Below are 20,858 nucleotides of genomic sequence, written 5' to 3' on the forward strand. Positions count from 1 at the left end.
TAATTTATTAATTTTAGTCCATCCAGTACCTATACAAAAATACGCACACATTAATATGTAGATGATTATGCAAACTGTTAAAATGGTTATATTGCGGCACTAAATCATAATGAACAACTCAAAAAACGCTAATCTTAACAAACTATCCTCATTTCTATTAAAAAAGGAATGCGTAATTGCCATTTACCTTTTATTGGCTATTGTAGCGGGTTATAAACAGTATCACCATCATTCTTATAACAATTATCTGATTTTCAAATATGTATATTGGCACACAGTAGATCTGCAAAATTTATACAATAACTATCCCGAATACCGAGACAGTAACCACTACGGACCTTTATTTTCAATCTTTATTGCCCCATTTGCACTTTTGCCCGATGGTTTAGGCGCTTTGCTTTGGAATGTGACCAATGTATTGATTTTGCTTTGGGGAATTTATAGTCTGCCTATATCGTTAAACAAACGCACTATTATTGCCTGGATCTGTGCACACGAAGCCTTAACGGCACTCTTCAGTTTTCAGTTTAACATTGCATTGACTGGATTAATATTACTCAGTTTCTCCTACCTGATTAAAAAGAAAGAAATACAGTCTGCTTTTTTTATTGCCATCGGCACATTGGTTAAACTTTACGGGATTGTTGGATTGGCATTTTTCTTCTTCACAAAAAATAAGCTAAAATTTATCATAGGCTGTTTTATCGCTTTTGTGGTACTGTTTGCTTTGCCAATGGTTATTTCATCTCCGGCATTTGTCATTCAATCGTATAGCGACTGGTACCATTCCCTTGCCCATAAGAATGATTTAAATGCATCATTAACTTCTTTTCAGGATATTTCTTTGATGGGTATTGTAAGACGGGCAACAGGCAACATAAACATTCCCAATGCTCCATTTTTATTGGTTGGTCTTGTATTATTTGGTTTGCCCTATTTACGGATTAAGCAATATAAACACCTCGGCTTTAGGTTAATGTTATTGGCATCTACACTTATTTTTACGGTTATATTTAGCAGCGGTTCTGAATCGCCAACCTATATTATAGCTTTTGCAGGTATTGCCATTTGGTTTATGGTACAACAAAACCCTAAAAAAGGATGGATAATAGCCTTATTTGTTTTTGCTTTTATATTAACCAGCCTATCGCCAACCGATATTTTCCCAAGGTCGGTTAAAGAATTTATTCGTCTATATTCGCTTAAAGCCCTACCTTGCGTTATCATTTGGCTAACCATAGTTTATCAAATGATGAAAGAAGATTTTGAGTCTTATCTGATTGCCGATAAATGAATAAACTAGTTTCTATAGTAATCCCTGCTTACAACGAAGCCGATAATATTTTTGTAATAACCGAAAGTATTAAAAAAGTTTTTTCTACCATCAATTACGATTATGAAATTATCCTGGTTGATGATGGAAGTGCCGATCATACGCTCGAAAAAATAAAGGATTATGCCTCAACCGCAGGTAATATATTTTTCCTCGAGTTTTCCAAAAACTTTGGCCATCAACTGGCAGTTAAAGCAGGCATGGACCATGCTTTTGGCGATTGTGTAATTTCCATGGATTGCGATATGCAACATCCTCCGGAGTTGATTCCCGAAATGCTGCAGAAATGGCAGGAAGGTTTTGAGGTCGTGTACACCATCAGGGAAGAAGATAAAAATTTATCAAAAGGGAAAAGAAGTTCATCAAACCTATTCTATAAAACCTTAAACTGGCTATCGGATATTGATCTTGAACCAGGCGCCGCCGATTTCCGCTTACTTGATCAAAAGGTAGTTAGCATTTTTAGGAATTTCCATGAAAACGAGCCCTTTTTACGTGGTTTGGTAAAGTGGCTCGGTTTTAAGCAGTTTGCTATTCGTTACAATCCTGCAGCTCGTTTTTCGGGGAATAGTAAGTATACCTTTAAAAAGATGTTAAGGTTGGCGTTGCACGGCGTTACTTCTTTCAGTATAAAGCCGTTGTATTCGGCAGTTTATCTAGGGTTCATTCTGTCGTTTGCCTCTGTACTGTACATACCCTATATTATTTACGCTTTTGTAAACCATGTAGAGGTATCTGGCTGGGCCTCTGTAATTATGACCATTGTCTTTTTTGGAGGGCTACAACTCATAATCTTAGGCATTATAGGTATCTATGTAGGTAAAATGTTTATGCAATCTAAAAACCGCCCTAATTATATTATCCGTTCAACCAATATTCAGCAAAAATAAAATGGTACTGTTAAGTTTTGATATCGAAGAGTTTGATATGCCTTTTGAATATGGAAAAGATATTTCTTTCGAAGATCAGATTGCCATTTCGAGGGCTGGTACCATTAGCATTTTAGATATTTTGGATAAATATGAGGTGAAGGCTACTTTTTTTTGTACGGTTACTTTTGCCGAAAATATTCCCGATCTGATTAAACGGATTACAGAAACGGGCCACGAACTTGCCTCGCATGGTTATTATCATTCTGATTTTAAACCCGAACATCTTCTCCAATCGAAACAAAAATTAGAAGAACTTTCTGGCAAAGAAATTACGGGTTACCGCATGGCGAGAATGATGCCTGTTGACGAAAGGGAAATTGAAAAAGCCGGATATACTTATAATACATCCATTAATCCAACTTATTTACCGGGACGGTACAACAATTTTAATGTCTCAAGAACATACTTCATCAAAAATAACGTATTGCAGATTCCGGCTTCAGTAAGCCCATTGATTAGGTTTCCGTTATTTTGGCTGTCTTTTCACAATCTGCCTTTAGGCATTTACAAAACATTAGCCAGCTGGACATACAAAAAAGATAAATACCTGAATATCTATTTCCACCCTTGGGAATTTACCGATTTAGAAGATTTTAATCGCTTTGGTTTTCCAGGTTATGTAAGAAGAAATACTGGTACAAAAATGGCAAAGCGCACCGAAGATCTTATTTCGTGGATGAAGGCTAAAAATTATCCTTTTGGCACCTTTCAGGAATTTATCCGTACTATTTCTTCAAACTGAAAACCGCCAATTGTAAACTGATAACTATTTATACGTTTCGGCTAATTTAAGCGCATTGTAGGCATTAACAATTCCTCCGCTGACACATATTTCGCTAAAGAGCACACGGGTGTTCTCGCCTTTTTCATTTTTGTATTTTATCTTGTGTGCAACTTTCGACACAGATTTAATGATGATATCTCTTACCTGAGCAGGCTTTAACTCCGGATAGTAGCTCAAAATCAGCGCAGCCAAACCAGCCACAACGGGCGAGGCCATACTCGTTCCGTCAGCTTCTTCATATTTATTATCAGGAACAGTTGATTTGATTAAAAATCCAGGGGCAAAAACATCTACATTATATTTGCCATAGTTAGAGAAATCGGCTTTCAGGTTATCATCATCTTTATAAGCACTTGCACCTACTTCAATCCAATTACTGGCATGGGGCAGCTTAAACTTTGCTGAGTCGATTGGTACAGGTTTTACTAATGCAGATCGGTCATAAGCTGGCCTCATACCCATTCCGTTATTTTGTGACATAGGCCTAGGTGGGGTAAAATCTGGCTTGCTAGGCTTTTTATTGGCTTCTTTATAAAATTCAGCCTCTTTACTGTCGAAAAACTTATTAGGAAAATTCTCCTCAATATCATTATTCTGGTTATCGTTTCCGGCTGCATGCACCAATAATACACCTTTAAGTTCCGCATATTTTACTGCCGAGTCTACTGCTTTTTTATCCCACTTGTAGCTTTTACCAAAACTCATATTAATTACTTTAGCACCATTATCAACCGCGTATCTGATGCCATTAGCTACATCTTTATCACGCTCATCTCCTGTAGGTACCACCCTAATGGCCATAATACTTACATTATTGGCTACACCCAAAATACCTGCCGAATTTGTACGATCAGCACCAATAATCCCCGATACGTGTGTACCATGAAAAGCATCAGGGCCTTTTACATCATTGTTCCCATAATCTTTCTGATAAGGATTACTATAATCATCGCCAACCAGTTCTGCACGCATATCATATTTAGGGTTTAAATTGTACTTTAGCATCGCATCGTATTGCTTGTACCCTTCTTTTATATTTTTATAAAATTTCTCGAAACTACCATCCTCTTTAGCACCTTTTCTGATGATTGTTTTTACCTGCTCTTCAGTTTCATCATCGGCTTTATATCGGTCAACATCCTCCATCGTCGGGATCTCCTTTTTATTGATCTTGGCTACAGAATCTAAAACTTTGTTAATGGCAATCAGAACAGAAAAAGTATTGCTGGCATCTTCGTATTTCTTACCGAAATCACCTACCATCTTCTTATAGAGTTTAAATTCTTCCTTCTGAGTACTATCTAAAGGCGTTAAATTTGTTGTTGATTGATATTTAGGCGTATAAATCCTTAACAAACGTACCAATTCCAAATTATCAAATTCTAGATTACCTTTTTTTGAACCAATGAAATTCCAGCCATGGATATCGTCAACATAACCGTTACCATCATCGTCTATTCCATTTCCCGGGATTTCTTTTTTATTCGTCCATAAAACAGATTGTAAATCAGGGTGATTGGTATCTACCCCACCATCAATTACCGCAACAATAACATTTTGCTTAGGTTTTTTATCTTTTAAAAGTTCACGATAAGCTTTCTCCGTACTGATACCAAAATATCCATTCTCCAATAAATCGAGATTAAACCAATTTGCAGGGAGTTGTACATTCTTACTTTGAGCAAAAACACCAAAATTTATACACAAAATAAAAGCAAGAAAAGTTAATTTCTTAAGGTTCACATTCATCATCATAATATGTACGTAATACTACAATAATACGGTTTTATTACCTTGAGGCTGAAAGATTTTACATTTTTTAACATGAGTAAAATAATCATCTTTTGAATAGCTATCGTTGAACCGAATCCAGAAGATTAAATATTTTGATGTTTTGGAGCGCAATAGCAGTAACATGTAGGCTGGGTTCCGTCCTGCTGTCCGCTGCAATCCTTTTGGATATCCGCGCTGATCAAACAATACATCTTTAACCAAAAGGGATTTCCGCTGCCATCAGGGCTATTGAACCTGGGCCAGTAGTGTAAAACTCAGCGGGGAACAGCGTAATCTGCGGGAACAGGCCCTTAACCTATCCTGACTCCTTAACGGCAGAAATAACCGCTGTTACAATTCCTTCACCAGTAAAGGGATCAAGGGCATTAAGAAGATCATATTGAAACAGTGCCTTAACCTGTCTTAACTCCTTAATGTTGAAAAGTGAACGCTACGGAACAGAAAGCCAATAAACCAAGAAAACCCTTCAACATTTCTGCTGAAGGGTTTCTTTTAAGATCTGGCACCGACCTACTCTCCCACGTGTTACCGCAGTACCATCGGCTCTGGTGGGCTTAACTTCTCTGTTCGGAATGGGAAGAGGTGGACACCACCGATATAGGCACCTAAATTTCTTTAGATAAGCTATCTCGAGCTTAAATGACATATTATTGAAAGAAGTTATTATGAAGAACAAACAACAGTCTGTTTGCTTTGAAAGCTTCGGATGATTAGTACTACTCGACTGTGGTGTCACCACCTTTACATCTGTAGCCTATCAACGTAGTAGTCTGCTACGGTCCTATATGGAATTCTCATCTCGTGGCTAGTTTCGCACTTAGATGCTTTCAGCGCTTATCTATTCCCAGCGTAGCTACTCTGCAATGCCCCTGGCGGAACAACAGATTCACTAGAGGCTGGTCCAACCCGGTCCTCTCGTACTAAGGTCAGCCCCACTCAAAATTCCTACGCCCACAACAGATAGGGACCGAACTGTCTCGCGACGTTCTGAACCCAGCTCGCGTGCCACTTTAATCGGCGAACAGCCGAACCCTTGGGACCTTCTCCAGCCCCAGGATGTGACGAGCCGACATCGAGGTGCCAAACCTCCCCGTCGATATGAGCTCTTGGGGGAGATCAGCCTGTTATCCCCAGCGTACCTTTTATCCTTTGAGCGATGGCCCTTCCATGCAGAACCACCGGATCACTATATCCGTCTTTCGACCCTGATCGACTTGTCTGTCTCACAGTCAAGCAAGCTTATGCTATTGCACTCCGCGTACGGTTACCAAGCGTACTGAGCTTACCTTTGAAAGCCTCCGTTACCTTTTTGGAGGCGACCACCCCAGTCAAACTACCCATCAAACAATGTCTCCCCATTAAGGGGATTAGACACCGAATACAGAAAGGGTGGTATTTCAACGTTGGCTCCACGACGCCTAGCGACGCCGCTTCAAAGCCTCCCACCTATCCTACACATCCTGTATCCAATGTCAATGTTAAATTGTAGTGAAGGTGCATGGGGTCTTTCCGTCCCGTTGCGGGTACCCGGCGTCTTCACCGGGACCACAATTTCACCGAGCTCATGGCTGAGACAGCGCCCAGATCGTTACACCATTCGTGCAGGTCGGAACTTACCCGACAAGGAATTTCGCTACCTTAGGACCGTTATAGTTACGGCCGCCGTTTACTGGGGCTTCGATTCAATGCTTCTCCTTGCGGATGACATCCCCTCTTAACCTTCCAGCACCGGGCAGGTGTCAGGCCTTATACCTCATCTTTCGATTTTGCAAAGCCATGTGTTTTTGTTAAACAGTCGCCTGGGCCTTTTCACTGCGGCTGACATTGCTGCCAGCGCCCCTTCTCCCGAAGTTACAGGGCCATTTTGCCGAGTTCCTTAGCCATGATTCACTCGAGCACCTTAGAATCCTCTTCCCGGATACCTGTGTCGGTTTGCGGTACGGGTTTTTATAACCTGAAGCTTAGCGGTTTTTCTTGGAAGTCTGATTACCTGCGCTATCCGCTTACCCGAAGGCTCGCGGTACTATCGACTTTCAGCTAGATCGGCGGATTTGCCTACCGTTCTAATACCTACTGTCTTTAACGATCTATTCCGTCAGATCGCGGCAGTGTCACTACTCCGTCCCCACATCGCAGTTATAAAAAGTACTGGAATATTAACCAGTTGTCCATCGAATTTCCCCTTCGGGTTCTCCTTAGGTCCCGACTGACCCTGATCCGATTAGCGTTGATCAGGAAACCTTATCCTTTCGGTGGGCGGGTTTCTCTCCCGCCTTATCGTTACTTATGCCTACATTTGCTTTTCTAGAAGCTCCAGCACCCATTACCAGATACCTTCGCTGCCGCTAGAATGCTCCCCTACCGATATATTTCAATCCCATAGCTTCGGTGTACAGTTTAATGCCCGTTTATTATCCATGCCCGATCGCTCGACTAGTGAGCTGTTACGCACTCTTTAAATGAATGGCTGCTTCCAAGCCAACATCCTAGCTGTCTGTGCAATCGGACCTCGTTAGTTCAACTTAACTGTAACTTGGGGACCTTAGCTGATGGTCTGGGTTCTTTCCCTCTCGGCGCGTGACCTTAGCACCCCGCGCCTCACTGCAGACCATATTTCATAGCATTCGGAGTTTGTCTGGATTTGGTAGGATTTGACTCCCCCGCACCCAATCAGTAGCTCTACCTCTATGAAACTTAATATCCACGCTGTTCCTAAAAACATTTCGGGGAGTACGAGCTATTTCCCAGTTTGATTAGCCTTTCACCCCTACCCACAGATCATCCGGAAACTTTTCAACGTTTATCGGTTCGGTCCTCCAGTACGTGTTACCGCACCTTCAACCTGTCCATGGGTAGATCACAAGGTTTCGCGTCTACCCCCTCTGACTATACGCCCTATTCAGACTCGCTTTCGCTTCGGATCCGTGCCTGAAGCACTTAACCTTGCCAGAGAGGAGTAACTCGTAGGCTCATTATGCAAAAGGCACGCCGTCACACCACTTGGATGCTCCGACCGCTTGTAAGTACACGGTTTCAGGTTCTATTTCACTCCCCTGTTCGGGGTTCTTTTCACCTTTCCCTCACGGTACTGGTTCACTATCGGTCTCTCAGGAGTATTTAGCCTTACCGGATGGTGCCGGCAGATTCCCACAAGGCGTCTCCGACCTCGCGGTACTCAGGATACTGCTAGGCCAGCATTCTATACGTGTACCGGGCTATCACCGTGTATCGCTGGGCTTCCCATCCCATTCCACTTCTGTTTGCTGATGCCATGTTGCAGTCCTACAACCCCCACTTTGCCGTAACAAAGTAGGTTTGGGCTCTTTCCCTTTCGCTCGCCACTACTCAGGAAATCATTGTTATTTTCTCTTCCTCTGCTTACTTAGATGTTTCAGTTCGGCAGGTTTGCTCATTATATGTGACTAGTCTTCAACTAGCCGGGTTGCCCCATTCGGAAATCTTCGGATCAATTCCTATTTGCAAATACCCGAAGCTTATCGCAGCTTATCACGTCCTTCATCGCCTCTGAGAGCCAAGGCATCCCCCGTGTACTCTTTATTACTTTCTTCTACTCATATGCCTTTTGCGCCATATGGTATGCTTTTTTTGCTCTTGTCATGATGTCTCATACTTATTCTTCACTTGCGTGTTGTTTAAGCGAGCACAAACACAACAGTCGCCTATTGTTGTTTGCTCTTCTTTTTTAACTTCTTCCAATATGTCAAAGAACTTTATTAAGGTGTAAGGTTTAGGGTATAAGGGTGGAGGGTTTCATTGTCCTCTGCCCAAGCCTAAGCTTATTCCTTATTAGTAAAAACTGCGGTCTCGAACCGTTTCAGATGTCTGTTTATTTCATCTGTGCCCCCTGGCGTTTCTTCTTTCTTAATCTTTATGTCAATGTATATTATCTATCCCGATAATAAGGTGTTTATTCTGTTGCGGTGTGTTTCAGCTATAGCTCTTACCCTATACCCTCTACCTTTTAACCCTCAACCTTTAATGGTGGAGAATAACGGTCCCGATAGCTATCGGGACGAACCGTTAACCGGTTGCCATTCTTCAGTGGAGAATAACGGAGTCGAACCGTTGACCTCCTGCGTGCAAGGCAGGCGCTCTAGCCAGCTGAGCTAATCCCCCAGATTTTAGTTAACACTTAACAGTTCTCAGTTATCAAAACTGTATACCGTAAACCGCCAATTGAAAACTCAAACGTGTAGTCCCGTCCAGATTTGAACTGGAGACCCCTACATTATCAGTGTAGTGCTCTAACCAGGCTGAGCTACGGGACTTTGCTTTTTCGGCAGCATCTGATGCAGTATATAGTATCTTACCGCTACCGCTTTTCCTTTGCTAACCTCAGCTTTGTTCCGTTATGCTGTTGCCATTGGGCTATCGCACACCGTTTCTTCTGGGTGTTTCTTTTTTTCTCTTGTATTTTTTAAAGTATCCGGTACGGTATGGTGACCTTAAGCCTTCTACCTTATTACCCTATACCTTAATTCGAAATATCATGTTGCGTGGCGAGTAGGCGGTGCTACTCCAGAAAGGAGGTATTCCAGCCGCACCTTCCGGTACGGCTACCTTGTTACGACTTAGCCCCAGTTATCGGTTTTACCCTAGGACGCTCCTTGCGGTTACATACTTTAGGTACCCCCAACTTCCATGGCTTGACGGGCGGTGTGTACAAGGCCCGGGAACGTATTCACCGCGTCATTGCTGATACGCGATTACTAGCGAATCCAACTTCATGGGGTCGAGTTGCAGACCCCAATCCGAACTGTGAATGGCTTTGTGAGATTCGCATCATATTGCTATGTAGCTGCCCTCTGTACCATCCATTGTAGCACGTGTGTAGCCCCGGACGTAAGGGCCATGATGACTTGACGTCGTCCCCTCCTTCCTCTCTGTTTGCACAGGCAGTCTGTTTAGAGTCCCCACCATAACGTGCTGGCAACTAAACATAGGGGTTGCGCTCGTTGCGGGACTTAACCCAACACCTCACGGCACGAGCTGACGACAGCCATGCAGCACCTAGTTTCGTGTGATTGCTCACTCATTTATCTCTAAATGATTCACTAACTTTCAAGCCCGGGTAAGGTTCCTCGCGTATCATCGAATTAAACCACATGCTCCTCCGCTTGTGCGGGCCCCCGTCAATTCCTTTGAGTTTCACTCTTGCGAGCGTACTCCCCAGGTGGAACACTTAACGCTTTCGCTTAGCCGCTGACTGTGTATCGCCAACAGCGAGTGTTCATCGTTTAGGGCGTGGACTACCAGGGTATCTAATCCTGTTTGATCCCCACGCTTTCGTGCCTCAGCGTCAATAAGACCATAGTAAGCTGCCTTCGCAATCGGTGTTCTGAGACATATCTATGCATTTCACCGCTACTTGTCTCATTCCGCCTACCTCTAGTCCATTCAAGCCCATCAGTATCAAGGGCACTGCGATAGTTGAGCTACCGTCTTTCACCCCTGACTTAACAGGCCGCCTACGCACCCTTTAAACCCAATAAATCCGGATAACGCTTGGATCCTCCGTATTACCGCGGCTGCTGGCACGGAGTTAGCCGATCCTTATTCTTCCGGTACATTCAGCACATTACACGTAATGTGGTTTATTCCCGGATAAAAGCAGTTTACAACCCATAGGGCAGTCTTCCTGCACGCGGCATGGCTGGTTCAGAGTTGCCTCCATTGACCAATATTCCTTACTGCTGCCTCCCGTAGGAGTCTGGTCCGTGTCTCAGTACCAGTGTGGGGGGCCATCCTCTCAGATCCCCTAGTCATCGTCGCCTTGGTGGGCCGTTACCCCGCCAACTAGCTAATGACACGCATGCCCATCTCCATCCCATAAATGTTTGATCATTGCACTATGCAGTGCTGTGATTTTATGCGGTATTAATCCGGATTTCTCCGGGCTATCCCCCTGATGAAGGTAGGTTGCATACGCGTTACGCACCCGTGCGCCACTTTCTTAAGGAGCAAGCCCCTTAATATCGTTCGACTTGCATGTATTAGGCCTGCCGCTAGCGTTCATCCTGAGCCAGGATCAAACTCTCCATTGTAAAATGTGTTGTAAGATGCTGACCAGTTTTAACTATTGTTAAAAATAGTCTTCTTTTTGTTATGTTGTCTGTTAGACACCACCTTTAAAATAAAGCTACGTAATCATGTACTTTGATCGGTACTCCATTACCTCGCTACGCTACATTGACATCTCTTTTAAGAACTTGCTGACCTGGTAAGCCTCACGGCCGGTCACTTATATATCTTCGGTTTCAGTTCGTTCAAGTCTTGTTCGTCTTAAACGTGTTTCCATCCGTTTCAATCTTTTTTCTGTTACCTTTCCGACATCCGCCGTTCCGGTTTTTCCCGCTTCCTTTCGGTTGGGAGTGCAAAGGTAAGGAACTTTTCCGAACTTCCAAATAAAATAAATTTTATTTTTTCGTCTTCTTTTTTTTCCTTCCTCTTATTTCATATGCCGGTGTTGACCAGCTTTCCGTTCTTCCGATCCGGGCTGCAAAGGTAGCAATCTTTTCTTCTCCCGCAATATTTATTTTAAAATAAATCCTTGCCTACGCTCTCCAATGCCATCCTTTCAACCAAACCCTTCCTCCGAAGCGGGATGCAAAAGTAGAAAAAATCAACACTAATGCAAAGCTTTTCTAACGATTATCCAAAGGTTTCGGATAACTGCGTGGTTTTCAACAGGAAAAAGTTTTACAGATAGCCAAACTTTTTAAGGAAACAGGTGTTTAGGGACAGCTGCATCCCTTCAGGTTTCCAGGGTTCCCCTGCGCCCGGCCGTTTAAAACTTAGGAAACCCCTGCCACCTAAACCCGATTGAAATGGAAAGCCCGTAGCGCAGCGAGGACTTGAAATGAAAAGCGGGAACAAACCTATATAGTAGCACCAAAACTGCTTTCCTAAAAAAACACGCTTACATATAGTAGTAAGATAACCTGTGCAGCCTGAATAGACTTCCGAAGTTTTCCAACGCCTATGCCTATTGAAACTTCGGAAGTCAAAAATATTTTATAAATTAGTTAGATGCTTCTGGTTAAACAATGGACTTCTGATTTATTTGGACTGCTATTCCCAAATTTATGCAATGCATGTGGCAATTCTTTGTTTCGCCACGAACAGTTGATTTGTTTAAAATGCTTACACGATCTTCCTTTTACAGATTATCACCAACATGCAGACAATAGGGTTGCCAAACAATTATGGGGCCGCTTACCACTTAATGCGGCAATGGCCATGTTATATTTTAGAAAAGGAGCGAAGGTTCAAAACTTAATCCACAACTTAAAATATAATGGCAGAACTGATGTTGGGGTACTACTAGGCAATATGCTGGGAGAGCGGCTAAAAACAGGAATTCTTTACCAAAGCATCAACATGGTTATCCCAGTTCCTTTGCATCGTAAAAAATATAAACTTAGGGGTTATAACCAAAGTAGCTTTATTGCAGAGGGAATTGCATCGCAGATGGGAATCGATGTTAGCGAAGACCACCTTATCCGGACTACTTCAACGGAGAGCCAAACAAAAAAAAGCAGGTATAACCGGTATGAAAATATGAAAGATGTTTTTCAGGTAAATTCTGCTGAAGATATAATTGGTAAACATATTTTACTGGTTGACGATGTAATTACTACCGGGGCAACACTTGAAGCATGCGCCAATACACTCTTAGCTATTGGGGCGGCAAAAGTGAGCATTGCGGCTCTTGCCTTTGCAGAATAACTAAGACTATATAGTTTAAGCGCTATTGTAAGTAGCCAAACATTTTTCTAAGTTTGATTTATGCGTTTAAATATTGGTTTAGTGCTTTTAATTTTATTCTTTTGTTCAGCTTGCAGGAAGGGGGAGCGTATAACCACAGATCCGAATGCAAAACTAAACATCTCTAATAAAGAAGTATTATTTGATACCATTTTTACATCAGTAGGATCAACTACCAAAAGAATAAAACTCGTTAACTGGAACAATGATGCAGTTAAAGTTTCCGAAATCAGGTTATCAGGTGGCAATACTTCGGCTTTTAGCATTAACATTAACGGAGAGCAAACGCAGAACAAAAATGACCTCATTATAAATGGCCGGGATTCTATAAACCTTTTTGTCAAAGTTTCGATCAACCCAAATTCAGCTAACCTGCCCTTTCTGGTTCAAGATTCTATCATATTAAATACAAATGGGAATAAACAGGTGATTCAGCTTTTAGCTTATGGGCAGAATGCTGTATTTGTTAATGAATCGACAATTAATGCCAATGCCATCTGGACAAAAGCTTTACCCTACATTATTAACGGATCGTTAACTGTTAAGAGCGGGGGCTCACTAACCATCCAACCCGGAACTAAAATTTATTTCCACAAAGATGCCAATTTAAACATAGAAGGGAACCTAATAGTTAATGGCAGCCTTACTGAACCTGTACTATTTTGTAGCGATAGACTGGAATATATATATAGCGATGAGCCTGGACAATGGAAAGGGATTTTCTTAAAACGAACCGGATATGGATTGATTAAAAATGCGATCATCAAAAATGCGTCTGTTGGCATTACCTCCGATTCTTTGTCCGTTAACAACAATCCCAAATTAATTTTAAGCAATAGTATTATTAAAAACATGCAGGTGGCGGCTTATATTGGCTACCACTCGGAGCTGCTTGCATTTAATAATTTGATGTATAACTGCGGGAATTACTTAATATATGCTGCAGGGGGCGGGAATTACAACTTAAAACAGAATACTTTTGCTGGTTATAACTCAAATTTCCCACGTAAAACTGCTTCGCTGAGTTTTTCAGATTATTTATCGGCAAATGCTTATAATAAACTTCAGGTAGATTTAACCAATAATATCATATGGGGGAGTTTAACGAATGAACTGGATATCCAAAAGAAAACGTCTGCAATAGTACAATTCAATTTATGGAGCAATTTAATCCGATCTACCAACAGCGCTTACAGCAACAATGGCAATATTTTAAATACCGACCCTCTTTTCATTAATCAGGATCTTGAAGATTTTCGGGTATCTCCCGGTAGCATTGTCAGAAAAAAGGGAGCTGATTTAAGTACCGATCCGTATTTCTTTAATTACCTTAATCAGGATGCGAAAGGAAATGCAAGAATTTATCCCTCAACCTTAGGTAGTTACGAGAAATAATTTATTTTTTTTATTTTCTCAAAACAAAATGGCGATAATTTCCGTTTATATATTCGAGAGCGTTAATTTAGATGGTAAGGGTCGATATTTCTTCTAAAGAATATCGGCCCTTTACTTTTTACCAAGATTATAGGATTGCCACTCAATTTTTAGGCTGTTTTTTTAACTATCGCTTCAATCTCCAACAAGATTTATTTCTTTAGAATTTAGCATTGGTGCCTATGGCAGCCTGTAGCCCCGCTTTCCTCCTGCCGTTTTAATTTATCGGCATCAAAAAATATATGGATCAAAACGGCATCCGTTCAATCGGGCATAGTTAACAAAGTCAGTATTTAAATACTCCGATAAACAAAAAAAGCAGCTACAAATTAATGCAACTGCCCTATTTATTTGTTTTGTTGTAAAATTATTCTACTGTTACCGATTTAGCTAAGTTTCTGGGCTGATCTACATTGCAACCACGCATCACTGCAATATGATATGATAATAACTGAAGCGGAATAGTTGCTATAAGTGGTAAAAAGGCTTCATTGGCATCAGGAATTTCGATACAGTAATCGGCCATTTTCTTCACCTCAGTGTCGCCCTGGGTTACAATCGCAATCACTTTACCTTTTCTTGCTTTTACTTCCTGTATATTGCTGATCACTTTTTCGTATGATGAATTCTGCGTAGCAATAAAAACCACTGGCATTTCTTCATCAATTAAAGCGATCGGCCCATGTTTCATTTCTGCTGCAGGATAACCCTCTGCATGGATATAAGAAATTTCCTTAAGTTTTAAGGCACCTTCTAAGGCCACCGGGAAACCGCTACCTCTCCCCAGGAACAAACAGTTGGTAGAATCTTTGATCTTTTCTGCAACTTCTTTAATCAGCTCGTTCGATTCTAAAGCAACCTGAATTTTTTCAGGGATATGATCCAGTTCGGTTAAAAGCTCAATTAATTTTGAAGTGGTAATGGTTCCTTTTTGCTGCGCCATATAAAAGGCCATCAAGGTTAAAACCGTTACCTGGGCAGTAAATGCTTTTGTTGAGGCTACGCCAATTTCTGGTCCCGCATGGGTGTAAACACCGGCATGGGTTAAACGTGGGATGGAAGCCCCCGCAACATTACAGATCCCAAAAATAGTTGCTCCTCGTTCTTTTGCCATCTCGATGGCAGCCATCGTATCGGCAGTTTCGCCAGATTGGGAAATGGCAATTACGACATCTTTCTCGGTGATGATCGGATTTCGGTATCTAAACTCTGAAGCATACTCCACCTCTACCGGAATACGCGCATATTCTTCAATCAGGTATTCGCCAACCAAACCTGCATGCCACGATGTTCCGCAGGCCACAATAATGATCCGGTCTATATTTTTTAATTTCTCTGCAAATTCTTTGATCCCGCCAAGCTGAACTTTTCCTTCTTCAGGATAAATACGTCCACGCATACAATCTTTAATTGAACGTGGTTGCTCATAAATTTCTTTAAGCATAAAGTGATCAAAGCCACCCTTCTCCAGCATTTCAAGCTTTAGCTGTAACTCTTGAATTAAAGGGGTTTGCACCACGTTATCCAATTGTTTAACCAAAAGGTCATTTTTGGTAATCAGGGCGATTTCGCCATCCTTTAGATAAATTACGGTTTTAGTATATTCAATAATTGGCGTAGCATCAGAGGCAATAAAATATTCTCCGGCTCCAACGCCAATTACCATCGGACTTCCTTTCCTCGCAGCAATTAAACGATCAGGGTGTTCTTTATCCATAATCACTATGGCGTAGGCACCATTCACTTCCTGCAAAGCCAAACGAACTGCTTCTAAAAGATCAATATTTTCAATTTCCTGGATTTCTTCAATCAGGTGGATTAATACCTCTGTATCGGTATCGCTTTTAAACTCGTGGCCACGACTAGTCAATTCTTCCTTTAAGGTGGCGTAGTTTTCGATAATTCCATTATGGATAATGGAGAGTTTACCGTTATTTGACGTGTGGGGATGAGAGTTTCGATCGGAAGGTACACCATGAGTTGCCCATCGCGTATGCCCCATGCCAATTGTACCAGACTTATCTTTGTCTTCGGCATATTCTTCTAAAACTGCTACTTTTCCGGCCTTTTTATAAATATGCTGACCGCTATCGTTCATCAGTGCAATACCAGCACTATCATAACCCCGGTATTCTAATCTTTTAAGACCTTTCAATACAATCGGCCAGGCTTCTCTGTAGCCAATATAGCCTACTATTCCACACATAAGTTACATCATTTTATTGGTCAAATATATAAAACAAACGTTTGTTTTGCATCATTAAGGCGAAAAACTTGCTTCACAAAAAAAAGCAGTTACAAATTAATGTAACTGCTTGTGTTATTGCCACTCTAGCCGAGTGAGTGTATAATCTTATTTATATAGTGGGAAGGCACTTACCAACTTAATCACCTCGGCTTTTACACTATTCAGGTTAGCTTCATCTTCCGGATTGGTTAAAACCTGATCGATTAAATCTACAATCTTCTCCATTTCAGTCTCTTTTAAACCGCGTGTCGTAATTGCGGCGGTGCCTACACGGATACCTGAAGTTACAAATGGCGATTTATCATCGAAAGGAACCATGTTTTTGTTCACTGTAATTTCTGCTTTCTCTAAAGCATTTTCAGCTACTTTACCTGTAATATTTTTATTTCGAAGATCGATCAGCATCAAGTGGTTATCAGTACCACCAGAAATAATGCCATATCCTTTAGCTACAAATGCTTTGGCCATTGCCTGTGCATTAGCCGCAACTTGTTTAATGTATGTTCCGTACTCCTCGCTTAAAGCTTCGCCAAAAGCAATTGCTTTAGCCGCAATAATATGCTCTAACGGACCACCTTGTGTACCAGGGAAAACCGCCATATCAAGTAAATTACTCATTAAACGGATTTCGCCTTTAGGTGTTTTTAATCCCCAAGGATTTTCGAAATCCTGCCCCATCATAATCATACCTCCACGTGGACCACGTAAAGTTTTGTGGGTGGTAGTGGTTACAATATGGCAATGTGGAAGTGGGTTGGCCAATAATCCTTTTGCGATTAAACCTGCAGGGTGAGAAATATCAGCTAAAACCAAAGCACCGATTTTATCAGCTACTGCACGGATAAAAGCATAATCCCACTCGCGGGAATAAGCAGATGCACCGCAGATAATTAATTTAGGTTTTTCGGCTAAAGCAACTTCTTCTAATTTTTTATAGTCGATAAGTCCGGTTTCTTTTTCTACCCCATAAAATAAAGGCTGATATAGCTTACCCGAAAAGTTAACAGGCGAGCCATGTGTTAAGTGACCTCCATGAGAAAGATCAAATCCTAATATTTTATCGCCTGGCTGCAAAACAGCAAGCATTACTGCTGCGTTAGCTTGCGCGCCAGAGTGCGGCTGAACGTTTACCCATGCTGCACCGAACAACTCTTTTGCCCTATCGATAGCAATTTGCTCTACTACATCCACTACCTGGCAACCGCCATAATAACGTTTGCCCGGTAAGCCTTCAGCATATTTATTGGTTAGTACCGATCCGGCAGCTTCCATCACTTGCTTGCTTACAAAGTTTTCTGATGCAATAAGCTCTAAACCATGCTCTTGGCGGTTTAACTCCTTATCAATAAGTTCAAAAATTTGGTTGTCGCGTGTCATCATTATATGAGGTTTGTATTTTTTTTGCAAAAGTAAGAAATTCAAATTTAATTTAGGCCGTATTAGGATAATGCTTTCACATTAAAGTTGTTAAAGCCACTTCCAATGGTTATCTCTACGATTTGTTGCTGCAACATTTCTAGAATAGCCAGGAAATTATAAACGAAATGCACTTTATTCTCCGAATTTTTAAGCACTAAAGCAAAATCGATCTGTTTATTGATATCGAGCAGATTGGCAATAAAGTGTTTTTGCTGCTCGATAGTATAAGGATATTGTACCACGGTGTGTTTAACCTCTTCGCTGCGCAGCTCATACTTCTGCATCGTCCGGTGGTAAACGGTTAAAAGTTTATAGAGATCCAATGATAAAAGTTCATCCTGGTGACTGGAAGATGCAGCGGCCAGGGTTAAATCATATGCAATATTACCCCGTTGATCTTGTTTAAACCGTTCCTCTTCAAAAACTTTCATTTCTTCTGCAGCAGATTTAAATTGTTTGTAGGCAATAAGCCTTGCGATCAGATCTTGTTCAGAATTAATTTCATTTCCGGCTTCATCAACCTCAATCCTCGGTAAAAGCATTTTAGATTTAATACGCATCAGGGTTGCAGCCACTAAAATAAATTCGCTGGCAACTTCTACATTTAAGGCAAGGAGCTGATGGATATAGGCCAAAAAGTCGTTGGTGATTTTGGCAATCTCCACATCCTGGATATTAAGTTCATCCCGTTCTATAAAGAACAGCAACAAATCGAAGGGGCCTTCGAATACCGGAAGTTTTATTTCAAAATTCTCTGCCTGCATGTGAAGAGACAAACATAATGAAAATTTTTAGGTCCAAACAATCTAAACCCTAATTCAAAATGCCATATGGCTCTCCCCAAACGCTCAGCGCTAAGCCCTCACCGCCAACCGCTTAACGCTCAATAATAAACCACTATTTTTCTCTTCTATATTAAAACAAATTTGCCTTACTTTGTATCTTGTTTTTTACCATAAATTTCGAATGCAAGTAAAAGCTGGCCCCCTATTATCTAAAATCAACTACCCCGCTGATTTAAAGCAATATAGCGATTCTGACTTAGAACAAATAAGCCAGGAATTACGACAGTATATCATTGATGTAGTTAGTGTTAACGGTGGCCATTTTGGCGCCAGTTTAGGTGTTGTTGAATTAACAGTAGCCTTACACTATGCATTAAACACTCCTTACGATAAGTTGGTTTGGGATGTAGGCCATCAGGCATACGGGCATAAAATATTAACCGGCCGTAGGGATTTATTCCATACCAACCGTGTATACGGTGGTATTAGCGGTTTCCCGAAAATTTCGGAAAGTGAGTATGATACCTTTGGTGTAGGCCATTCTTCTACTTCTATTTCGGCTGCTTTGGGCATGGCGGTGGCTTCGCAATTAAAGGGCGAAACAGACAGGCAGCATGTGGCCGTTATCGGCGATGGCGCCATGACAGCTGGTTTAGCTTTTGAAGGATTAAACCATGCAGGGATCGAAAATAGTAATGTGCTGGTGATCCTGAATGACAACTGCATGTCTATCGATCCGAATGTGGGTGCACTTAAGGAGTATTTAACCAGCATCACCATTTCAAAATCTTACAACCGTTTCCGTGATGATATTTCTCATGTACTCACAGGGCTTTCTAAGCTAGGTCCTAACGCACATAAGTATGTTAAAAAAATAGAAAAGAGCATTAAAGGAACCTTACTAAAACAAAGTAATTTATTCGAAGCCTTAAACTTTAGGTATTTCGGCCCTGTTGACGGGCACGATGTAAAACGTTTAGCGCAGACCATAAAAGATTTATCTGCTATTCCTGGCCCTAAGCTTTTACACTGTATTACTGTAAAAGGGAAAGGTTTTGCGCTGGCAGAAAAAGATCAGACCAAATGGCATGCACCAGGTCTTTTCGATAAGATTACCGGCGAAATCAAAAAAAGTATTCCAGATAAACCACAACCACCAAAATACCAGGATGTTTTCGGGCATACCATGGTCGAGCTGGCTGAAGCGAATGATAAAATTGTAGGTATTACACCTGCCATGCCATCGGGATCATCGTTAAACATTATGATGAAAGCGATGCCAAAACGCGCATTCGATGTGGGTATCGCAGAGCAACATGCCGTGACTTTCTCTGCTGGTTTAGCGGCACAAGGATTAGTTCCCTTCTGTAACATCTATTCGAGCTTTATGCAAAGGGCATACGATCAGGTGATCCATGATGTTGCCATTCAAAAATTGAACGTCGTATTTTGTTTGGATAGAGCGGGCTTAGCAGGCGCTGATGGTGCAACACACCATGGTGCATATGACATCGCTTACATGCGCTGTATTCCGAATTTAGTGATCTCTTCTCCGATGAATGAAGAAGAATTGCGTAACCTGATGTTTACCGCTCAACAAGAAAATATGGGCCCATTTATAATCCGTTACCCACGTGGTAATGGTGTTATGCCCGATTGGAAACGACCCTTCAAAGCATTAGAAATTGGCAAAGGCCGTAAAATATGTGATGGTGAAGATGTAACCCTATTGACCATTGGCCACGTAGGCAACTTTGCCGTTGAAGCACGTGCTGAACTGAACAGCGAGGGTTTTTATCCGGCACATTACGATTTACGTTTTGTGAAGCCATTGGATGAGCAGCTACTACATGAAGTATTTGCTAAATATAAACATGTAATCACTGTAGAAGATGGCTCGTTACCAGGTGGAGTGGGTTCAGCAATATTGGAGTTTATGGCCGATCATGGTTATAGCGCAAATGTAATCCGCTTAGGTATTCCAGATCAGTTTATCGAACATGGCGAACAGGCCGAGCTTTGGGCAGAATGTGGTTATGATAAAAACGCGATTATCGAAGCAGTAAGAAAAGTTGCTATCAAAAGAACAACAGATAGTATGGCAGGGTAGTAGCTTGTCGTATTTGTTGTCATTCTGAGGGCTTAAGATAAATCGTCATCTCTCCTCCAAAGGAACTCCTTTGGAGGAGAGATACTTTTTTTTAATATGGTCCAAAGATCTCTCCACTACGCGTTGCTCCGGTCGAGATGACGCCAATTTTTAGAATATGTATTGATAGAATCTCAATGATACTAGTAAAGATCCTTCCTATCGTCAGGGAGACAAGTATTAAAACGAGGT

10 protein-coding genes, 2 tRNA genes and 3 rRNA genes are annotated in these 20,858 nt (G+C 41.5%); 6 read left to right on the plus strand and 9 right to left on the minus strand.

Annotated elements, in window-relative coordinates; genetic code table 11:
• Positions 1 to 109: 109 nt before the first annotated feature.
• The 3 genes from ASU31_RS01645 to ASU31_RS01655 are packed head-to-tail and all read left to right on the plus strand — an operon-like array spanning position 110 to position 3,007.
• Positions 110 to 1,294, plus strand: coding sequence for a glycosyltransferase family 87 protein (locus ASU31_RS01645; RefSeq protein ID WP_057930650.1), 1,185 nt, complete (start codon positions 110 to 112; stop codon positions 1,292 to 1,294).
• Positions 1,291 to 2,223 carry a glycosyltransferase family 2 protein gene (locus ASU31_RS01650; RefSeq protein WP_057930651.1) on the plus strand — a complete coding sequence of 311 codons (933 nt, stop codon included), beginning with the start codon at positions 1,291 to 1,293 and terminating at the stop codon, positions 2,221 to 2,223. The genes ASU31_RS01645 and ASU31_RS01650 overlap by 4 nt, the downstream gene beginning before the upstream one ends.
• A 1-nt stretch (position 2,224) precedes the next feature.
• Positions 2,225 to 3,007 carry a polysaccharide deacetylase family protein gene (locus ASU31_RS01655; RefSeq protein WP_057930652.1) on the plus strand — a complete coding sequence of 261 codons (783 nt, stop codon included), beginning with the start codon at positions 2,225 to 2,227 and terminating at the stop codon, positions 3,005 to 3,007.
• 24 nt (positions 3,008 to 3,031) lie between these two features.
• Here ASU31_RS01655 and ASU31_RS01660 read toward each other — a convergent pair whose 3' ends face one another.
• From ASU31_RS01660 to ASU31_RS01690, 6 genes are all read right to left on the minus strand, one after another.
• A complete protein-coding gene (locus ASU31_RS01660) occupies positions 3,032 to 4,798 on the minus strand; it encodes a S8 family peptidase (protein WP_167346149.1) in 1,767 nt (588 codons plus the stop codon).
• Between the two features lie 542 nt (positions 4,799 to 5,340).
• A 5S ribosomal RNA gene (gene rrf, locus ASU31_RS01670) occupies positions 5,341 to 5,452 on the minus strand.
• An 82-nt stretch (positions 5,453 to 5,534) separates the two neighbouring features.
• Positions 5,535 to 8,411: ribosomal RNA gene (locus ASU31_RS01675) — 23S ribosomal RNA — on the minus strand.
• Positions 8,412 to 8,906: 495 nt separating this feature from the next.
• Positions 8,907 to 8,980 (minus strand) — tRNA-Ala (locus ASU31_RS01680).
• A gap of 77 nt (positions 8,981 to 9,057) precedes the next feature.
• A tRNA-Ile gene (locus ASU31_RS01685) sits at positions 9,058 to 9,132 on the minus strand.
• A gap of 254 nt (positions 9,133 to 9,386) precedes the next feature.
• Positions 9,387 to 10,908 (minus strand): 16S ribosomal RNA (locus ASU31_RS01690).
• Together the 16S, 23S and 5S rRNA genes with 2 tRNA genes alongside form the textbook arrangement of a ribosomal RNA operon.
• A gap of 985 nt (positions 10,909 to 11,893) precedes the next feature.
• Between ASU31_RS01690 and ASU31_RS01695 the strand changes: the two genes are divergently transcribed.
• Both ASU31_RS01695 and ASU31_RS01700 read left to right on the plus strand, forming a co-directional pair.
• Positions 11,894 to 12,592, plus strand: coding sequence for a ComF family protein (locus ASU31_RS01695; protein WP_057930654.1), 699 nt, complete (start codon positions 11,894 to 11,896; stop codon positions 12,590 to 12,592).
• 60 nt (positions 12,593 to 12,652) lie between these two features.
• Positions 12,653 to 14,026 carry a hypothetical protein gene (locus ASU31_RS01700; protein WP_057930655.1) on the plus strand — a complete coding sequence of 458 codons (1,374 nt, stop codon included), beginning with the start codon at positions 12,653 to 12,655 and terminating at the stop codon, positions 14,024 to 14,026.
• A 406-nt stretch (positions 14,027 to 14,432) separates the two neighbouring features.
• Here the strand turns inward: ASU31_RS01700 and glmS are convergent, their stop codons facing one another.
• From glmS to ASU31_RS01715, 3 genes are all read right to left on the minus strand, one after another.
• On the minus strand, positions 14,433 to 16,271 hold the full coding sequence (glmS, locus tag ASU31_RS01705) for a glutamine--fructose-6-phosphate transaminase (isomerizing) (protein WP_057930656.1): 1,839 nt from the start codon (positions 16,269 to 16,271) through the stop codon (positions 14,433 to 14,435).
• Positions 16,272 to 16,418: 147 nt separating this feature from the next.
• Entirely contained in the window at positions 16,419 to 17,690 is a 1,272-nt protein-coding gene (gene glyA / locus ASU31_RS01710; RefSeq protein WP_057930657.1) for a serine hydroxymethyltransferase, read from the minus strand.
• A gap of 62 nt (positions 17,691 to 17,752) precedes the next feature.
• The gene (locus tag ASU31_RS01715) at positions 17,753 to 18,496 is read right to left on the minus strand and encodes a segregation and condensation protein A (protein WP_057930658.1); all 744 of its coding nucleotides are present in this window, start codon (positions 18,494 to 18,496) and stop codon (positions 17,753 to 17,755) included.
• A 202-nt stretch (positions 18,497 to 18,698) separates the two neighbouring features.
• Here ASU31_RS01715 and dxs point away from each other — a divergent pair, with 202 nt between their 5' ends.
• Positions 18,699 to 20,627, plus strand: coding sequence for a 1-deoxy-D-xylulose-5-phosphate synthase (dxs, locus tag ASU31_RS01720; RefSeq protein ID WP_057930659.1), 1,929 nt, complete (start codon positions 18,699 to 18,701; stop codon positions 20,625 to 20,627).
• Positions 20,628 to 20,858 lie beyond the last annotated feature (231 nt).

Origin of the sequence: Pedobacter ginsenosidimutans, assembly GCF_001442625.1 — a bacterium.
Classification (GTDB): domain Bacteria; phylum Bacteroidota; class Bacteroidia; order Sphingobacteriales; family Sphingobacteriaceae; genus Pedobacter; species Pedobacter ginsenosidimutans.

Bases quoted from the DNA above. Each gene is read 5' to 3' on its own strand.
- ASU31_RS01645 (WP_057930650.1), top strand. From the start codon at position 110: ATGAACAACTCAAAAAACGCTAATCTTAACAAACTATCCTCATTTCTA.
- ASU31_RS01650 (WP_057930651.1), top strand. From the start codon at position 1,291: ATGAATAAACTAGTTTCTATAGTAATCCCTGCTTACAACGAAGCCGAT.
- ASU31_RS01655 (WP_057930652.1), top strand. From the start codon at position 2,225: ATGGTACTGTTAAGTTTTGATATCGAAGAGTTTGATATGCCTTTTGAA.
- ASU31_RS01660 (WP_167346149.1), bottom strand. From the start codon at position 4,798: ATGAATGTGAACCTTAAGAAATTAACTTTTCTTGCTTTTATTTTGTGT.
- ASU31_RS01695 (WP_057930654.1), top strand. From the start codon at position 11,894: ATGCTTCTGGTTAAACAATGGACTTCTGATTTATTTGGACTGCTATTC.
- ASU31_RS01700 (WP_057930655.1), top strand. From the start codon at position 12,653: ATGCGTTTAAATATTGGTTTAGTGCTTTTAATTTTATTCTTTTGTTCA.
- glmS (WP_057930656.1), bottom strand. From the start codon at position 16,271: ATGTGTGGAATAGTAGGCTATATTGGCTACAGAGAAGCCTGGCCGATT.
- glyA (WP_057930657.1), bottom strand. From the start codon at position 17,690: ATGACACGCGACAACCAAATTTTTGAACTTATTGATAAGGAGTTAAAC.
- ASU31_RS01715 (WP_057930658.1), bottom strand. From the start codon at position 18,496: ATGCAGGCAGAGAATTTTGAAATAAAACTTCCGGTATTCGAAGGCCCC.
- dxs (WP_057930659.1), top strand. From the start codon at position 18,699: ATGCAAGTAAAAGCTGGCCCCCTATTATCTAAAATCAACTACCCCGCT.